Origin of the sequence: Litorimonas sp. WD9-15 (assembly GCF_050271975.1) — a bacterium.
Taxonomy (GTDB): Bacteria; Pseudomonadota; Alphaproteobacteria; order Caulobacterales; family Maricaulaceae; genus Litorimonas.
This window is the reverse complement of record NZ_CP189850.1, coordinates 1,760,629-1,777,173: the sequence shown is the minus strand read 5'-3', so window position 1 is coordinate 1,777,173 and position 16,545 is coordinate 1,760,629. Positions and strand designations below refer to the sequence as shown.

Sequence of the window (16,545 nt, the reverse complement as noted above, 5' to 3'; positions counted from 1 at the left end):
TGGATATGACGCAAACTTATAACGGGATCGACTTTCCCCGTATCATTCATGGCAAGGGTGATCTTTCAAAATGGATTGCGACGCATAAGGCAGAGGTAGACACTAGACTCGCCGAGACCGGAACCGTTCTCTTTCGCGGCTTTAATATCACCTCCCCTGAAGATTTTCATGACGCTGTGGAAGGTTACGGCGAACTTGGTTTCACCTATGCGGACAGCCTGTCCAATGCCGTTCGGGTGAACCTGACATCCCGCGTTTTCACCGCCAATGAAGCCCCAGCGGATGTGTCCATCTATCTCCATCACGAAATGGCTCAGACGCCTTATTATCCCGGCAAGCTGTTCTTTTCCTGCATGATTGCGCCGGAAACGGGCGGCGCCACACCAATTTGTCGCTCTGATATTGTATTTGAGCAGCTCACAAAAGCCGAGCCAGACCTCGTCGCCGCGCTACGCTTACAGGGTGTGCGCTATAGCAACACGATGCCGGCGACAGATGATCCAAATTCCGGACAGGGCCGCTCTTGGCGCTCGACGCTTAGCCGGGATACGAAAGCCGCCGCCGAAGCACGATTGGATGAATTGGGATATAACTATGTCTGGAATGCGGATGAAACACTCCGCGTCACGAGTCCGGCTCTGCCCGCCATTCGCGAATTACCGGACGGGTCAGAGAGTTTCTTCAATCAATTAATTGCGGCATTTCGCGGGTGGAAAGACAGTCGAAATGACCCGTCAAAATCCGTGACGCTGGGCAATGGTGATCCATTGGATATTCGCGCGCTTCAAACCGCGATCCGTATCGCCGATGAGGTCAGCTATGACCTAAACTGGCAAGCGGGCGATGTCGCCCTGCTGGATAATTACCGCGTCATGCACGGTCGCCGTCCCTTTACGGGGAAACGGCGGGTTCTAGCCGCGCTGGTAGCTTAAAAACGGCGGGTCAGACCAACTGTGACGACTGGATAATAGCGGTAATCCTCGGCGTCATCTTCAATGGCACTCACCTCTGCATCCAATTCAGCACGAAGGCGTGGATCACTTGAAAGCGTACCATTCGCTGAGACGAGTTCTGCTTTCGGGGCGCCTGTAAACATAATGCCTGCACGCGCATTAAAGGACCAATTTGTGGAGCTTGAGATAAAGCTGTCATACCCAATACCGGCATAGGGCGCGAAGTTGCGAAGCTCTGCCTGTCCGTTCAAAGTGCCGACCTCTTCGGGTGTGAATAAAGTGTCGCCAATTTCAACATTGGTTGTCGGCGTTGCATCCAAGTTCAGTGTCTTGTCACCGATATAAGCCCCACCGGAAACGATGAAACCGTTATGAAAGGGCGCAATATCAACAAATCCCGCAACTGTGTTCGCTTTGAAATCGCCATCATAATCAATGTCATCGAATTCTTCGTCCATGGAGAAATCGAGATAGTTATAGCTGCCGCGTAACATAACGGTCTCGGACGGTGCATATTTGGCCTCGACCGTTGCGCCCGTTGTGCCGACACCCAGCCCAACCCCGAATTTGCCGGGATTATTATAGGCCGGTGCTTGATAGGATTGATAACCCTGATGGGATGAACAGGCTGTAATAGCAGCGGCACAAACGCTCAGCACGATAAGTTTTTTAAACGTCATGAAAAAGCCCTACCCAAGTTAATTGAGAAGGGCCTTATTCAATAAGGTTTAACGCGCAATTGACCCGCAAGTTTAACGAGAGGTTAGCCTCTAAAGCAGGCCATCAAAATCGGACGCATCATGGCGCTCTTTCAGGCCTTTATTGTCCCAATAGCGATTGACGAGCTGTCCCCGCCGAAAGGCAGGACGTGCCGCGAGTTGTTTGGTCCAGCGCTGTAAATGCTTATAACTCTGAACCTGCAAAAACTCGCCGCCCTCATAGAGGAGCCCGCGCGCCATCGCGCCGTACCATGGGTAAATCGCCATATCTGCGATCGTCAACTCATCGCCGGCGATAAACTCTGACTGCGCCAAACGTTGGTCCAGCACGTCCAGTTGACGTTTCGTCTCCATTGAAAAACGGTCGATGCAATATTGGATTTTCATCGGGGCATAGGCGTAGAAATGGCCGAATCCGCCACCGAGATAAGGGGCGGAGCCGACTTGCCAGAACAGCCAGGACAGACACTCTGTGCGCGCCTGCCCGTCCTCCGGCAGGAACATACCGAATTTTTCGGCGAGGTGCATGAGAATAGAACCGGATTCGAAAATACGGCGCGGTTCATCGCCGGAGCGGTCCATCATGGCAGGAATTTTTGAATTCGGGTTCACGTCCACAAAGCCCGATCCGAACTGGTCGCCCTCGCCGATATTTATCAGCCAAGCGTCATATTCCGCGTCCTCCACGCCAGCGGCCAAAAGTTCTTCCAGCATGATCGTGACTTTGACGCCATTAGGCGTGCCGAGGGAGTAAAGTTGGAACGGGTGCTTCCCAACAGGCAGCTCTTTCTCATGCGTTTTTCCCGCCGTTGGGCGGTTAATATTTGCAAATTTCCCGCCCGATGACGTGTTTTCCCAGACCTTTGGCGGGGTCCAGTCGGATAATGTTTGGTCGCTCATCTCTCTCTCCATAATTTGAGAGAGGATTAGAGGAATGGAAGCCGCAGGGGAAGTGACGGGTTTGTGAACCTAGCGGATGGCTTCTTCCGCTTCCATGACGCGTACGCCGTTCACGACTTCGCCTGTGGACTTCACCGCACGGTTACGCATAGCCGGGGTGACATCGCCAATTTCCAGTTTCACGCTAAATGCACGGGGCTGGCCGTCCGCTTCAACGAAAACATTGAGGAAATAGATGCCGTCCTCTGCAGCGGACACATCAATGTCCCAAACGTGCTCACGACCCGCGCCCATATCGAATGATTTACGGTCCATCCCGCCAAAGAGGGATAATCCTTTGGATGTTGTTAAGGAGATGGACAGAGCGTTCTCCGGATAGGACTCGGCAAACTTCAATTTAACAGTTTGATATTGGCCCGCCACCATCGATTTTGGAACTTCGCTGGAGAACTCAACCGCCGCGCCAGGTTTTGGCGTATACGCCTTTTCCACCTTGTTTTCAGGCTGCTGCGTCGATGGCGCGGCGCAAGCCATCAAAATTGAGGCACCAAGGACAAAAAGGCCTGTTTTATAAATCGACATGTTCAACCTCTATTGAATTGTGAAATTGTGGCAAACGCCACCAACGGAACCGCGATCATCGTAAGCGTCAATAACGTAAGTTCCGGGTTGAAGCGAGGCAGATGCCGTTTCGCGGCCAAGCGTGGCGGAAAAACCGGTGAGAACAGGCTGGCCCTCAAGGAAGACGATGAAATCAGGGTCCGTTCTTCCACCGGATGGGGTCACGCGCATCTCAAAGTTAAAAGTGCCGGCTGTTGCGACGTCGAATTTCAGAAAACGGCGATTACCCAATTTATTAAATTCGCCAAATCTGTCGGTCGTGCAGACCTGTGACGGGGTACCATCCGTGGCGACCTCCAAATAAACGGGAAGCGCATCGTCAAAGCCGTCATCATTTGTTTCACCTTCTCCGAATATACCTACCCCATTAATGCCACGACGTCGCGCGAGTTCCGTAACCGCATCGGCATCGACACCCGCTTGCTGTTTATAGGCATCAAGATAGGAAAAAATCGTCGTGAAGGCTTCCGTATTCGTATAATCGGCCTCCCTGAAAGTTCGGTAAAACGGCTCCAATCCAAATGTAACATTGTCAGAAGATTCATTATTCACATCAAATAAATCATATAACATTTGATAGACTGTCAGTTCAGAATACCAGCCAATAAACGACCTGAAAACAGGCGTGCCATTTTCGGTAAAACTATCCGCCTCCGCATTGATTTCAAAGCCGCCCGATTGCCGTGACCCGAAACTGTCGCGATATGTAGGATCATCTTCAATAATAATCGCAGCCAAAGCATTTCCAAACCCTTCGCCAAAAGCCACGCGCGGGTCCAATCGATCTGCGCTGGAATGAGGGCCACCGATAGAGTCAGCACGACTTAAACGGTTTTCGAAATAATGGCCAAATTCATGTGTCACGACATGGCGGTCAAATTCATCCGTATCTGTATTTTCCGCGCCGAGAATGACAACGGTCGGCAGACCACCGATTATAGAATAGAACGATGTTGTGACCTCTCCGTCCGAAATACTCCCCGCGATGGGCCGATTATTCTCGCTCCAGAAAACCTGAAGTGGCGGAAAATCGACATCGGCATCAACATCTTTAAACTGCTCCATGACCTCAAACATCGTATCCAGGATCGCGAATGGTCCGGCAGCGCGCGCGCCTGTGTAGGATGTCCCGCCCCATCCTGAGCCAGCATTCAGATCTCTGATCTGGTTAGAGCGCGGCATCGCAGAAAGACTGCCATCCAAGGCATAAAGCGAATTTCCGGATGTGTTATCGAGAACTCGTAAGTCAATTTCGCTTTGTCCCAAGCGCTCAATTTCGGCTTTCACGCGGACACGAACATCCTGTCCGGAGTCCAGTGTAAAACTATATGAACCGTCATCACCGGAAACAGTTTCTTGCAGGATAGAGCCCGCATTGTTCAGAAGCTCAACCGTTGCCGCCCGGATTGGTTGCTGGAATGTACCGTCAAAATTTAATCCATTTGTTGTTTGGTTCAGTGGAACGCGGTCATAACTGACTGTCCCGGACAGGGTTACGGAAACGGGGGGTTGTGGAGGCGTTGTGGTGACGGGCCTTGGTGTTTCTGTTGAGCTACCGCCCCCACCGCTACAGGCGGATATGATGACAGCACAACTTGCTGTCGCCAGAACATGAACCGGGGAAAAGAATTTCATCTATACTTGTCCTTCAAACTGTCCCCTCATCTCTTTGTTTGACAATCCACCATTTGGGAAGAGCTGAACTGCCGTAATCCTTCATTTTCATAATCATATTTTAGTGAGCCTGAACGGAGAATGAGGCGGAAATGCGTTTATCGTGCCTACCGACTTGACGACTCGCCCTCTTCGCGACTATGCGCCGCGTGGGCCCCGCCTCCCCACTGAGGCGAAACTCTAGCGGTGTATAAAAACGCACCACAGGAGACATTGTGACTAATCTACCCAAACCGGACATCCGTCCGGCCGATCCCCGTTTTTCTGCGGGACCAACACGTAAGCGCCCCGGCTGGTCGCTGGATGCGCTATCTGATGCCGCACTCGGACGCTCTCACCGTTCAGCTCTTGGTAAAGCCAAGCTCAAAGAGGTCATCGACCTCACCCGTGAAGTTCTACAAGTTCCAGATGATTACCGGATTGGTATCGTCCCCGCCTCGGATACGGGCGCGGTTGAAATGGCGATGTGGTCCATGCTCGGTGAACGCGGTGTCGATGTCGCGGCTTGGGAGAATTTTGGACAGGCTTGGGTGACCGATGCGGATAAGCAACTCCCCCTCAAGGACCTCCGCCTTCTGACAGCGGATTACGGGCAACTCCCGGAACTTCATAAATATACGGGCGACCGCGACCTCGTCTTTACGGCCAATGGTACAACATCCGGTGTGAAAGTCGTCGATTACAGTTTCATCCCCGATGACCGCGAAGGGGTCACAATTTGTGATGCGACCTCCGCCGTCTTCGCGCAGAATTTGCCGTGGGAAAAGCTCGACGTCGTGACTTACTCTTGGCAGAAAGTCATGGGCGGGGAAGCCGCACATGGTATGCTCATCCTGTCGCCTCACGCTGTCGAACGACTGGAAAGCTATAACCCGCCTTGGCCCCTGCCGAAGATTTTCCGCCTGACAAAGGGCGGCAAATTAATTGAAGGCATTTTTCAGGGCGCGACAATTAACACACCGTCCCTGCTCTGTGCCGAAGACCACCTCGATGGTCTGAAATGGGCGAAAGCCAATGGCGGGTTGCAAGGCATGCATGAACGCGCCGATGCCAATGCGCAGGTGATTTGGGATTGGATCGAAAAACGCGACTGGATTGCAAATCTTGCGGAGAATGAAGCTGAACGCTCGAACACGGGCGTCTGCCTGAAAATCGTCGACCCGCGCGTGACATCATTGCCCAAAGACGAACAGGCCGCTTTCGCCAAATCCATCGTGACGCTTCTAGGCGAAGAAAATGTCGCGCTCGATTTCGGCGCATATCGCACCGCGCCTCCGGGTTTTCGCCTTTGGGTGTCCGGCCTGACACCGATTGAAGATGTGCACGCTGTCCTGCCTTGGTTGGACTGGGCGTTTGAAACAAAAGCTGCGGAGTTATAATCATGCCTAAAGTTCTCATTTCCGATAAAATGTCGCCTGCTGCGACACAGGTTTTCAAAAACCGCGGCGTCGATGTTGATGTCATCACGGGTCTGTCCAAGGAAGAAATTCTGGAGATCATCCATGAGTATGACGGCCTTGCCGTTCGCTCCTCCACACGACCTGACGCAGAGATTATCGCCGCTGCCACGAACCTGAAAGTCATTGGCCGTGCCGGTATCGGTGTCGACAATATCGACATCAAAGCCGCCACAGACCGTGGTGTGGTCGTCATGAATACGCCGTTCGGAAACGCCATCACGACAGCTGAACATGCGATTGCCATGCTCTTCTCTGCCGCCCGCCAGATCCCTGCTGCGTCCGCTCGCACACAAAACGGCGAATGGCCGAAATCTGATTTTAAAGGCGTGGAGTTGTTTAATAAGACGCTCGGCATTGTCGGGTGCGGGAATATCGGCGCACTGGTTGCGGAACGCGCGCTTGGCTTAAAGATGAAAGTTATAGCTTTCGACCCTTACCTCACCGAGGAACGCGCCGTGAAATTGGGTGTCGAAAAAGTCGAATTGGACGCCCTGTTCCAACGCGCGGATGCGATTACGCTTCACACACCGCTCGTCGAGAGCACGAAGGGCATTGTCTCCCGCGAACGCCTCGGCATGACCAAAAAAGGCATCATCATTGTCAATTGCGCCCGCGGCGGATTGGTCGATGAGGAAGCGTTGAAAGACGCGCTGGAAGCCGGACATGTCCGCGCCGCTGCGCTCGACGTCTTTGCGGTTGAACCCGCGAAGCAGCACCCCCTCTTTGGCACGCCAAACTTCATCGCAACACCGCATCTCGGTGCCTCCACGCTGGAAGCGCAGGAAAATGTCGCCGTGCAGGTTGCCGAACAAATGGCGGATTATCTCCTGACGGGTGCCGTATCCAACGCGCTGAATACGCCGTCAATTTCGGCGGAAGAAGCCCCGCGTCTCAAGCCATTCGTTGATCTGGCGGATAAGCTCGGCACGATGACCGGGCAACTCCTCCATTCCCCAGTGAAATCAGTTGAGTTTACTTACAAAGGCGCGGTTACAGAATTGAATACCAACCCGATGACGGCTGCGGCCCTCGCCGGACTTCTCAAAGCCGCCATGCCGGAAGTCAATATGGTCTCCGCCCCCGGCCTCGCGAAAGAACGCGGAATCGAGATCAAAGAGAGCTATGTCGAGGAAGCCGAACGCGCCGAGTCCCTCATCCGCGTAACCGTTGAGACGACGGAACGTAAATATGCTGTTGTCGGTACAATCTATCGCGGCGAGCCGCGCATTGTGCGTCTCTTCGGCGTGCCGATGGATGCCGCTTTCTCTGAGCATATGATCTATGTCCGGAATGAGGACAAACCCGGTTTCATCGGTGAATTGGGTCGCGTGCTGGGTGACAATAAAGTCAACATCGCGACCTTCTCTCTGGGACGCATGAAGAAAGGCAAGGAAGCCGTTTGCCTTGTGAGTGTTGACGGCGCAGTCTCAGATAAAGTTGCTGACGAAATCGCGAACATTGATCAGGTCAAAATCGTGGATGTCGTTTCGATTTAGCAATCTCTTATTCCAACCGGTCATCACCTGACCTAGTCGGGTGATGACAATTTTGCGCTTGATGATTATGCAAACAGACTTATCACGGGAGCATAATTTTTAGGGTGCTATCATGAAGTCTATTTTATTCGCCGCCACGCTCGGTCTCTCCACGCTGTTCGCAAGCACAGCTTTTGCACAAGTCTCAGAAGTCCGTTTGGGCATTAATATACATGATATCGACTGGACGGGTTTTGGTTCGGGCGCAGACAAAGAACGCTCAGTTGCACTGAACGGCGAAATCATTTTCGAAGAGCCTGAGTTTCTGAAATGGGCGCTCTCCCCCCAACCCTATATTGGTGGGTCTCTCAATCTTGAGGGTGAAACCTCACATGGCGGCGCGGGCCTCCTCTGGCGTCAGACCTTTGCGGAAAAGTTCTACTTTGATTTCAGCTTTGGCCTCGCCGCACATGACGGTACGATTGAAGCCATGCCGTCCGATCTCGTGCAACGCGTAGCCGATGATCCGAGCATTGCGCCCGGCCTATCCGCCGCTGAAGTCGCGCAATTTCAAGTCGATATTGCAGAGTTCCAGAACCGTCAAAACACCGAAATCGACTTTGGTAGCCGCATCCTGTTCCGCCAGCAAATTTCGCTCGGTTATCGCTGGAATGACGATTGGTCGGCGCATATTTTCGCCGAACATCTGTCTAATGGTAAAATTCTTGTTCAGAACCGCCCGAATGAGGGTGTCGACACGGTCGGCTTCCGACTGGCCCGTCACTTCTAGTTAAGCGCGATCAAGTTCCAGCAGTTTCTCCACAGGAAGCATGTGAGGAATGATGAAGGCGACGCCCAAGCCTGCCGCCAGATAAATCGGTACATATCCGGCTTGCACGGCCCAGATGATAATGCCTGCCCCAATCAGGGCGGGAATTGAAGCGGGTGCGTAAAGTTTCGAAATTGATTTGAGGTCCAGATAACCTTGATGCCGGGACAGGCCTTCCAACGTTTTGCGCATTTCGCACAAGCTGTGAAAGCAGAAGAAGTAGAGCGCAACGGCTGTCACGGGCGGCAGAAAAATAAAAATCGTCAGTAATGCTATCACACGAAACAGGTCGACAGATTGCCGCCGCAACAATCGAATAGCCGTTTCGCCTAAAACGATAAGAGCACAGATAATCGAAAAGTAACGACCTGTCTCCACAGCCAGCGCAACGCTCAGGTCGGACCGGGTGAGGAATGAAAATATCTCCAATGTCTCTACTGGGTAATTTAGAAAAGACCCGAGTGTAACCCAAGCCCCAAGCGAGAGAATATGCGGTTCAGACAGACCAAAATGAATTGCGGATAATGTCAGGAAGACAACCAAGGTTCCAACGGGCGAAATCAGCCAACTGGAATAGACCAGAATACCAAAAACAATATATAAGGCGGTATAGGCCAAGGTTGGCATCATAACACGACGTTGATGGGGGAGGCGTTCAACCGCGCCGTGCGGGACACCCAAGATAAAAAAGAAGATCGCGAGCCAGAAGGCTGCGACTGGCGAAACGGATTGAACCGCATAAAACCCCAGAGCGCATAGACATGTAAAAGCAATCCAAACGGACCGCTTGGAAAGTGATGCGGGCCAAGACATAGGTTTCTGATAAGTTGTTACCGATTGAAAAGCGATGTCTTTCCCTTTCAAAAAAGGCGACCCCATATTGGGGTCGCCTTATCATGCCAAGTCGTAGAATTACTTCATTGACGTTGGTTCAGCATGGTTCTCTGATGTGGCTGCTGCCCAGATCACAACACCGAATGCGATTTTGTTCACAAAATCTGCGAGGTTGTAGACCAGGTTCAGAATGGCATCATTTGCACCCGGCTCACCGATATAACCAACGATGTAACCAATTGGGTAAATCGCCCAGCCGACAGTCACGATCCAACGCAGCGCATTAAACGCTTTCTTGGATGCGACGGTACCAAACTCATTGCTGAGCTTGCTGGCTTCACCCGCAAAGATTTCATAAATGATGTATAACCACGCGAGCGTACCCACGATAAACATCGGCCATAATAGCGAACCTTGATAGACTTCACCCAGATAACCCGTGATCAACATTACCAATGATGCAATCAACAGTTTCCAGAACAAGCTCGTCCGGACGAGTGTGATTGCAGATAGAATCAAGAAGAACTCAACAATCTGCAATGGCACTGTCAACAGCCAGTCAACATAACGGAAGACCGTTGGGCTTTCGCCCGTCATTGCCCAGACGCCGCGCATGTAGAAATAATGCAGGGCTGCAATACCCGTTACCATTGCTGCGACGGTTAGGGATGTTTTCCACTTCCCAACCGCACGGTCACGTTCGACCCAGAAAAAGAACGTCGCAGCCAGCATAGCGGCTGAGATGATCCAAAAAGAGACTCCGACAAGATCTGTCGGGTCCAACATACCTGTTTTTTCCATATTTCCCTCCAAAGGTGGATTCCCAACAATATAGTTGGTTATGAAAACGTTACGGATTGGAAAGGCGGTTTGGTTTGTGATTTTGTTAACCTGCGTCAATTCGGAACAATTTGGATTAAGTCCAGAATTGGCACCATACCTGCGAAGAAACTGATTTTCGGCAACAAATAAGTTTTCGGGGTATAAATCGCGCCTGCATCTGGAAACCTGCCCTCGGTTCAGTTATGCGCTAAACGAAGTCATCCTAACGCGGCGAGCTTCACAGCTCTGTCGCGTTTTTTCGTTTTAAGGTTCATCATGGCAAATGTCGTCGTTGTCGGTTCCCAGTGGGGAGACGAAGGTAAAGGTAAGATTGTCGATTGGTTATCCAGCCGCGCTGACGTTGTCGCCCGGTTCCAAGGAGGACATAATGCGGGTCATACTCTGGTGGTGGACGGCACGACCTATAAACTCTCTCTACTCCCTTCTGGTATAGTACGCGGCGGCAAACTCTCCGTCATTGGCAATGGCGTGGTCCTCGACCCATGGGCGTTCCTCGATGAAGTCAAACGGATCAAGGCCCAGGGCGTGACGATTAATGCCGAGAGTTTGCAAATCTCAGAGTCCGCCGCCCTGATCTTACCTATCCATTCCGAGTTGGACGGTATTCGCGAGAACCGCGTGGACGGCGTCAAAATCGGCACAACAAAGCGCGGCATTGGTCCGGCCTATGAAGACAAAGTCGCCCGCCGCGCCATTCGCGTTTGCGACCTCGCCGATGCGGAACATCTTCAGGCACGGATTGAAAACTTGCTCCATCATCATAATGCCCTGCGTCGGGGTCTGGGCCAACCGGAGAGCGATGCAACGGAATTGACGCAGAAGCTACTCGATATTGCCCCGCAAATCCTTCCTTACATGGCCCCCGTTTGGCATACGTTGGAAGAAGCAAAAAAAGCCGAAAAGCGAATTCTGTTTGAAGGCGCACAAGGCGCAATGCTCGATATCGATCACGGCACTTACCCATTTGTGACAAGTTCTAATACGATCGCCGGACAGGCAGCCGCGGGAACCGGCATGGGTCCCGGTTCGCTCAACTATGTTTTGGGCATCACAAAAGCCTACACAACCCGTGTCGGTGAAGGTCCCTTCCCCACGGAACTCTTTGACGATGTCGGGCAGCGGCTAGGTGAACGCGGCCATGAATTCGGGACTGTTACAGGACGTCAGCGTCGCTGCGGCTGGTTTGATGCTGTCATGGTCAAACAAGCGATCATCACGGGCGGCATTACGGGCATCGCCCTCACAAAACTGGACGTGTTAGACGGATCTCCTGAATTGAAAATCTGCGTCGGATATCGCTTAGACGGTAAAATCATCAAACGGCTCCCCGCCGGGGCGGCAAACCAAGCCGCTGTCGAGCCCATCTATGAGACAATGCCGGGTTGGCAGGGCAGCACACGCGGTGCCCGCAGCTGGGCCGACCTTCCGGCTGAGGCTGTGAAATATGTTCGCCATATCGAAGAACTCATCGGCTGCCCCGTCAGCATGGTCAGCACATCCCCCGAACGCGAAGACGTCATCCTGATGCGGGATCCGTTCAAGGCTTGATTCAAGTTTCATTAAGCGTGATTGCAAATTTCAAAATGCGATTTACGTTTAAATAGAAACTCTCAGTCTATTTCCAATCCAAAGTTGGAGGGTGAGATGGACTTAAAAGAAGCGGGTATCTGCGGCGTCGTCGTTATTGGTGGCGCGATTTACGGGATCAGTGAATATGGTCTGTCAGACGTTTTAACCGACGACCTGAAATCCGTATATGATGTCCCTATGACGGAACGTCATGCCTATATGACATCCGTTGTCGACCAATTCACAGAATTTTATTCCGGCGCGATTTATGGCACGGACACCTATGATTTTGTCGGCCAGTTGGAATATGAAATCGAACCTGCCCGCGCGACATTTGTTGAAGTCGTCGAGTCAGACATCAAAATCCCTCTGGAGGAAGTCAAAAATATTCGGGAATATAATACGGCAGACTGGATGTGTGACCACGAAGATTCGCGTCTTTTTACCGATAAAGGCTGGACCTATGTAACGGAGCTTAGGAATAAGGGTGGTCTATTGATGGTGACTGTGACCTGTTCGCCGCCCCCTAATTTGCTACGCAGCTAGCTCTCTGTCTCTTTGGGCGTTTATAAATCCATATAAGCTTTGACCCAGCGATAAAGACTCTCGAACGTCTTCTAGAATATGAATGACACTCACCCGACATCAACCTCTCCCATCTGGCGTCTCTCTGAATGGATCGGCATTGCGCTCTATGGCTTGCTCGTGTTCCAGTATTTTACGCTTTGGAAGGATCCGGGACCGCAGGACGGCGCGCGGATTGCGACCCTGACCACTTTGGTGATTTTTGAATTTGTGCTCGCCCATTCAGCCATTTTCATGGCCGCTTTTCCGCGCAAGATTGCGCTATTTGTTTTCGTGCCCTTTTACGGGCTCTTCGCCTGGGCGATGAATGCCTCGGTGCCTGGTAACACAATCGCGCTGCTTTATGCTGGTGTTGTCCTCATACGGATGCGGTTTATTTTTTCCGACCCGTCTGAGAGTGCAAAAATGCGCGCCCTTGGAATGTCCCTGATTTCTATGGCCTTATTCATGGTTTGTATCATCGCATTTTCAGCCAATGCGGAACGATTACCGAACTGGGGCCTGACAGACGCTTATCTAACGGCTATTAATTTTCGCGACATCACGGGCACCTCCGGAGACTTCGTCGACAATCCACATGCGGCGATGGCGATGGGCGCGACCTATTTCACCCTCATGGCTTTGGCAGAGATCTGGGTCTATGGATTGTTGCGGAAGCGAAAGACCCAAGGCCTATCGGCTAACGCCTAATTGGCCCTAACTCCTTTAAGATTTGAGTATGATGTGAACGCAGCTTTCGCATCACGACCTGTATAAACCTGAAGGCGCGTCACAAAATAGATTGCAAGATCGTGTCACCGCCTTAGGTGTCGCGCATGAGCGAACAACACGACATCGCACCTAGCCAAAATAATACGTTGCGGACCGGGATAGAGACACCTGTTCTCCTCACGGCTGCCTTATTTCTGGTATTGGTCTGGGGCAGCGCCTTCACATTGATCGGCGTGGCAGTCAGGACAATCTCTCCGGAATGGCTCGTCGCCTATCGCATGACATTTGGCGCAGGGTTGGTGCTCGCCTATTGTCTGATGAAGGGATACCGCCTCCCCCCGATAAAAGACGGACGCTGGGCTTGGTATCTCTCCATGGGTCTGACGGGTGCGAGTTTGCCTTTCGTCCTCATTGCGGTCGGGCAGAAAACTGTCGATAGCGGTTTGACCGCTATTTTGGTCGGTACAATGCCGCTTATGACGGTTGTTTTGGCGCATATTTTTACCGACGAAAAACTCAATTTTTGGAAGTCTCTGGGTTTTGTGCTGGGCTTTTTCGGGATCATTATCCTGTTTTTACCAACAGAAATTTCGCTGGATCTCGTCTCAGATTGGAAGGCCCAACTTTTGATTTTGGGGGCGGCCTTTTGCTATGCCAGCACGACCATTATTGCGGCGCGCGCACCTGAGACACCTTCCGCCGTCGGCGCCGCCATGATGTTACTGGCCGGGGCTGCGATGTCTATGATTTGGGCGATTGGAACGGCGGGGCCAGCTCCCATTCCGGACCTCACCGTTATCATCTGCATCTTGGTTTTGGGGATTGGCTCGACAGGTATTGCGACGGTCACCTATCTCTGGCTCATCGATGAAGTCGGGCCGAGCGTGATTGCAAAGATTAATTACCTCGTGCCGATCTGCTCCGTTATACTGGGTGTGACATTTCTCTCAGAGCCTCTGGACTGGCGCATTTTCGTCTCACTCGCCGTGATTATACTCGGTCTGATGATTGCGAGGAAAGGTCGTTAAAAGACCGCAGATTTAAGTCGTAAGCCCTTTTAACGCAGCGAAGGGGTTTTTGCCCGCAGGCGTTTCAGCCTCCTCTTCCTCCATCAGCGCCAAACCGTGATTGAGCGGACCATGCCCTTTGGTGGATCCAAAACCGGGCGCAGAGCGAATGGCCTCAAAGACAAATTCCCGCGCCCTCATGACGGCTTCGTCGAGATCGAGGCCCAGCGCCATATTTGCGGCGACCGCGCTGGCTAATGTGCAGCCAGTCCCATGTGTGTGGCGCGTATGCAGACGCGGGCCGGACATGATATTCGCGCCCTCTTCACTGACGAGGACATCAACGACGGACTTACCGGACAAATGCCCACCCTTCATCAGCGCCGCATAAACGCCCTTCTCTAGCAGCACATCGCCAGCTTTCGTCAGGTCGTCCACGTCTTCAATGTTGAGACCTGTCAGGAGTTCCGCCTCGGGAACATTCGGTGTCACGAGGTCAGCAAGCGGCAATAGCTTGTCGCGCAAAACCACCAACGCATCCTCATCCAACAGCGCATCACCCGAAGTCGCAACCGCGACAGGATCGAGAATGACGAATGCATCTAACTCATCCACGGCTTCTGCCACCACCTCAATGATCTCTTTCGTCCCCAACATGCCGATCTTCACGACATCGGCACCAATATCAGAGAGGCAAGATTCGATTTGTTGTTTCACGAGGGTCGCCGGCATCATCTCTACCGCTTGCACACCGACCGTATTCTGCGCCGTGACGGCCGTAATCGCGGTCATGGTATAAGCGCCGAAAGCGGCGCAGGTCTTGATATCCGCCTGAATACCCGCCCCGCCGGAAGAGTCGGAACCCGCAATGATGAGAACGCGGCCTTGGGAGTCAGTCATTTTATAAATCCAAAATCGTAAGAAAGAGAAAGAACCAACATAGGAGAAACTATCGCAAATAAGAAAAACAAAATACCTATTGCTGATATCACTCTTGCTAAAATGAGATAGATGTTTCCATGTTTGTCATCGGAATTAGCTTCTACAATCTTTTCATTAATCGAGGCTTTTACAGCAGGCATCAATTCTAACAATTGCTGGTAAGTACTACTCTGAATTTTGTTGGAGTTAGCAACCAACTTGTCTCTATAATTGTGGAACTGACGAACGGCATTACCTCGCACCGTATACTCATTTGCATAAGCCATACTTGTAGCTACGTAAAACCCTCCAGCTATGAACATTGACATCAAACTGATTATAAACAACCATCCAGAGGGGAGTATTATTTCTAAAACTCGATTTGAAGGATTGCTCAATATTGCTGCGCCAATCGCAAGAGCACCTGCGCCAGCTCCGTAGAATGGCGCTATGGTTAATTTGCGCTCATAAAACACTCTTTCAGAACACCAATAATCTATTTCACTTTCATATATTGGCACATAACGATTCGTATCTTTGAAATCTTCATCCATTAACTCTTCATGAAAGTTATACACTAGCCATCGCCTTCCAAACCCGCACGGCCTGCACAGTCTCCGCCACATCATGCACCCTTAACATATCCGCGCCCCTCTGCGCGGACCAGAGGGCGGCGGCGAGACTTCCGCCTAAGCGGTCATCCGCGTTAGAACCGTCAATGCGACCGATAAAGCTCTTGCGGCTCGCGCCCATCAGGATGGGGAAACTCAATGCTTTAATGTCGTCCAAACGTTTGAAAATCGCGAGATTATCCTCCAGCCGTTTACCGAACCCGATACCCGGGTCGAGTATGATGTTCTCCCGCTCAACACCTGCCGCGATGACCGCTTCGACCCGCTCTGATAGCCACGCTTTAATTTCCGCCACAGGGTCCGCATATTCCGGATTATCCTGCATCGTTTCGGGCGAACCCTGCGCGTGCATCAGAATGACGGGACAGCCCAATTCAGCCGCGAGCGCAGGTGAGCGCGGGTCAAATCCGAGCGCCGAGACATCATTCCAGATATCTGCTCCGGAGAGGATTGCAGCTTCGGCCACATCGGGCTTTCGCGTATCAATCGAAATCAGCGGGTCCGAGTCGAAATCACGCGTGGCCTCACGAATAGCGCGAATGACCGGGATGGTACGTTTAATCTCTTCCTCGATAGAGACTTCCGTCGCGCCGGGACGCGTGCTCTCCCCGCCAATATCGAGAATATCGGCACCTTCTTCTAACAGACGCAAGGCCTGCCTCGTGGCACGTTCCAGCGTGTCATGCCGACCGCCATCGGAAAAACTGTCCGGCGTGACATTGAGGACACCCATGATTTTGGGACGTTTGAACATGTGCAGACTTTAAAGGCTGGAACCATGAGGATAAAGAAAAACCCCGACTTCAAAAAGT

17 protein-coding genes are annotated in these 16,545 nt (G+C 52.0%); 8 read left to right on the top strand and 9 right to left on the bottom strand.

The window, feature by feature from the left end; translation table 11 throughout:
- The first annotated feature begins 5 nt into the window (after positions 1-5).
- Positions 6-932 carry a TauD/TfdA family dioxygenase gene (locus tag ACP9M6_RS08320; RefSeq protein ID WP_427450155.1) on the top strand — a complete coding sequence of 309 codons (927 nt, stop codon included), beginning with the start codon at positions 6-8 and terminating at the stop codon, positions 930-932.
- Here the strand turns inward: ACP9M6_RS08320 and ACP9M6_RS08315 are convergent.
- From ACP9M6_RS08315 to ACP9M6_RS08300, 4 genes are all read right to left on the bottom strand, one after another.
- A complete protein-coding gene (locus ACP9M6_RS08315; protein ID WP_427450153.1) occupies positions 929-1,633 on the bottom strand; it encodes a hypothetical protein in 705 nt (234 codons plus the stop codon). The genes ACP9M6_RS08320 and ACP9M6_RS08315 overlap by 4 nt on opposite strands.
- A gap of 90 nt (positions 1,634-1,723) precedes the next feature.
- Entirely contained in the window at positions 1,724-2,572 is an 849-nt protein-coding gene (gene yghU / locus ACP9M6_RS08310; RefSeq protein ID WP_427450151.1) for a glutathione-dependent disulfide-bond oxidoreductase, read from the bottom strand.
- Positions 2,573-2,641: 69 nt separating this feature from the next.
- The gene (locus ACP9M6_RS08305) at positions 2,642-3,154 is read right to left on the bottom strand and encodes a hypothetical protein (protein WP_427450150.1); all 513 of its coding nucleotides are present in this window, start codon (positions 3,152-3,154) and stop codon (positions 2,642-2,644) included.
- A 9-nt stretch (positions 3,155-3,163) separates the two neighbouring features.
- A complete protein-coding gene (locus tag ACP9M6_RS08300) occupies positions 3,164-4,828 on the bottom strand; it encodes a hypothetical protein (protein ID WP_427450148.1) in 1,665 nt (554 codons plus the stop codon).
- Positions 4,829-5,082: 254 nt separating this feature from the next.
- On the opposite strand from ACP9M6_RS08300, the gene ACP9M6_RS08295 reads away from it, so the two are divergent.
- From ACP9M6_RS08295 to ACP9M6_RS08285, 3 genes are all read left to right on the top strand, one after another.
- Positions 5,083-6,246, top strand: a complete 1,164-nt coding sequence (locus ACP9M6_RS08295; protein WP_427450146.1) for a phosphoserine transaminase — start codon at positions 5,083-5,085, stop codon at positions 6,244-6,246.
- Between the two features lie 2 nt (positions 6,247-6,248).
- Complete coding sequence (serA, locus tag ACP9M6_RS08290; protein WP_427450144.1) at positions 6,249-7,823, top strand: phosphoglycerate dehydrogenase; 1,575 nt, start codon at positions 6,249-6,251, stop codon at positions 7,821-7,823.
- Positions 7,824-7,935: 112 nt separating this feature from the next.
- Positions 7,936-8,592, top strand: coding sequence for an acyloxyacyl hydrolase (locus ACP9M6_RS08285; RefSeq protein WP_427450142.1), 657 nt, complete (start codon positions 7,936-7,938; stop codon positions 8,590-8,592).
- On the opposite strand, the gene ACP9M6_RS08280 is transcribed toward ACP9M6_RS08285, so the two are convergent.
- Together ACP9M6_RS08280 and ACP9M6_RS08275 are read right to left on the bottom strand one after the other, a co-directional pair.
- Entirely contained in the window at positions 8,593-9,444 is an 852-nt protein-coding gene (locus ACP9M6_RS08280) for a beta-carotene 15,15'-dioxygenase, Brp/Blh family (protein ID WP_427450140.1), read from the bottom strand. It lies immediately after the preceding gene.
- Between the two features lie 99 nt (positions 9,445-9,543).
- Positions 9,544-10,251, bottom strand: a complete 708-nt coding sequence (locus tag ACP9M6_RS08275) for a bacteriorhodopsin-like (RefSeq protein ID WP_427454770.1) — start codon at positions 10,249-10,251, stop codon at positions 9,544-9,546.
- Between the two features lie 312 nt (positions 10,252-10,563).
- On the opposite strand from ACP9M6_RS08275, the gene ACP9M6_RS08270 reads away from it, so the two are divergent.
- The 4 genes from ACP9M6_RS08270 to ACP9M6_RS08255 all read left to right on the top strand — a co-directional run bounded on the left by ACP9M6_RS08270 (position 10,564) and on the right by ACP9M6_RS08255 (position 14,201).
- The gene (locus ACP9M6_RS08270; protein ID WP_427450138.1) at positions 10,564-11,856 is read left to right on the top strand and encodes an adenylosuccinate synthase; all 1,293 of its coding nucleotides are present in this window, start codon (positions 10,564-10,566) and stop codon (positions 11,854-11,856) included.
- Between the two features lie 96 nt (positions 11,857-11,952).
- Positions 11,953-12,423, top strand: a complete 471-nt coding sequence (locus ACP9M6_RS08265; protein ID WP_427450136.1) for a hypothetical protein — start codon at positions 11,953-11,955, stop codon at positions 12,421-12,423.
- 78 nt (positions 12,424-12,501) lie between these two features.
- Positions 12,502-13,152 carry a hypothetical protein gene (locus ACP9M6_RS08260; protein WP_427450135.1) on the top strand — a complete coding sequence of 217 codons (651 nt, stop codon included), beginning with the start codon at positions 12,502-12,504 and terminating at the stop codon, positions 13,150-13,152.
- 125 nt (positions 13,153-13,277) lie between these two features.
- Positions 13,278-14,201: a DMT family transporter gene (locus ACP9M6_RS08255; protein ID WP_427450133.1), complete on the top strand. Its 924-nt coding sequence runs from the start codon at positions 13,278-13,280 to the stop codon at positions 14,199-14,201.
- Between the two features lie 12 nt (positions 14,202-14,213).
- Here the strand turns inward: ACP9M6_RS08255 and thiD are convergent, their stop codons facing one another.
- The 3 genes from thiD to folP are packed head-to-tail and all read right to left on the bottom strand — an operon-like array spanning position 14,214 to position 16,487.
- Positions 14,214-15,080 carry a bifunctional hydroxymethylpyrimidine kinase/phosphomethylpyrimidine kinase gene (gene thiD / locus ACP9M6_RS08250; protein ID WP_427450131.1) on the bottom strand — a complete coding sequence of 289 codons (867 nt, stop codon included), beginning with the start codon at positions 15,078-15,080 and terminating at the stop codon, positions 14,214-14,216.
- Positions 15,077-15,679, bottom strand: coding sequence for a hypothetical protein (locus ACP9M6_RS08245; RefSeq protein WP_427450129.1), 603 nt, complete (start codon positions 15,677-15,679; stop codon positions 15,077-15,079). The genes thiD and ACP9M6_RS08245 overlap by 4 nt, the downstream gene beginning before the upstream one ends.
- On the bottom strand, positions 15,672-16,487 hold the full coding sequence (gene folP / locus ACP9M6_RS08240; RefSeq protein ID WP_427450127.1) for a dihydropteroate synthase: 816 nt from the start codon (positions 16,485-16,487) through the stop codon (positions 15,672-15,674). Before folP ends, ACP9M6_RS08245 begins: the two co-directional genes overlap by 8 nt.
- Positions 16,488-16,545: the final 58 nt, after the last annotated feature.

Coding starts and splice junctions, on each gene's coding strand:
- yghU (WP_427450151.1), bottom strand. CDS start 2,572: ATGAGCGACCAAACATTATCCGACTGGACCCCGCCAAAGGTCTGGGAA.
- ACP9M6_RS08265 (WP_427450136.1), top strand. CDS start 11,953: ATGGACTTAAAAGAAGCGGGTATCTGCGGCGTCGTCGTTATTGGTGGC.
- ACP9M6_RS08285 (WP_427450142.1), top strand. CDS start 7,936: ATGAAGTCTATTTTATTCGCCGCCACGCTCGGTCTCTCCACGCTGTTC.
- ACP9M6_RS08320 (WP_427450155.1), top strand. CDS start 6: ATGACGCAAACTTATAACGGGATCGACTTTCCCCGTATCATTCATGGC.
- ACP9M6_RS08260 (WP_427450135.1), top strand. CDS start 12,502: ATGAATGACACTCACCCGACATCAACCTCTCCCATCTGGCGTCTCTCT.
- ACP9M6_RS08300 (WP_427450148.1), bottom strand. CDS start 4,828: ATGAAATTCTTTTCCCCGGTTCATGTTCTGGCGACAGCAAGTTGTGCT.
- serA (WP_427450144.1), top strand. CDS start 6,249: ATGCCTAAAGTTCTCATTTCCGATAAAATGTCGCCTGCTGCGACACAG.
- ACP9M6_RS08270 (WP_427450138.1), top strand. CDS start 10,564: ATGGCAAATGTCGTCGTTGTCGGTTCCCAGTGGGGAGACGAAGGTAAA.
- folP (WP_427450127.1), bottom strand. CDS start 16,487: ATGTTCAAACGTCCCAAAATCATGGGTGTCCTCAATGTCACGCCGGAC.
- ACP9M6_RS08315 (WP_427450153.1), bottom strand. CDS start 1,633: ATGACGTTTAAAAAACTTATCGTGCTGAGCGTTTGTGCCGCTGCTATT.
- ACP9M6_RS08275 (WP_427454770.1), bottom strand. CDS start 10,251: ATGTTGGACCCGACAGATCTTGTCGGAGTCTCTTTTTGGATCATCTCA.
- ACP9M6_RS08305 (WP_427450150.1), bottom strand. CDS start 3,154: ATGTCGATTTATAAAACAGGCCTTTTTGTCCTTGGTGCCTCAATTTTG.
- ACP9M6_RS08280 (WP_427450140.1), bottom strand. CDS start 9,444: ATGTCTTGGCCCGCATCACTTTCCAAGCGGTCCGTTTGGATTGCTTTT.
- thiD (WP_427450131.1), bottom strand. CDS start 15,080: ATGACTGACTCCCAAGGCCGCGTTCTCATCATTGCGGGTTCCGACTCT.
- ACP9M6_RS08255 (WP_427450133.1), top strand. CDS start 13,278: ATGAGCGAACAACACGACATCGCACCTAGCCAAAATAATACGTTGCGG.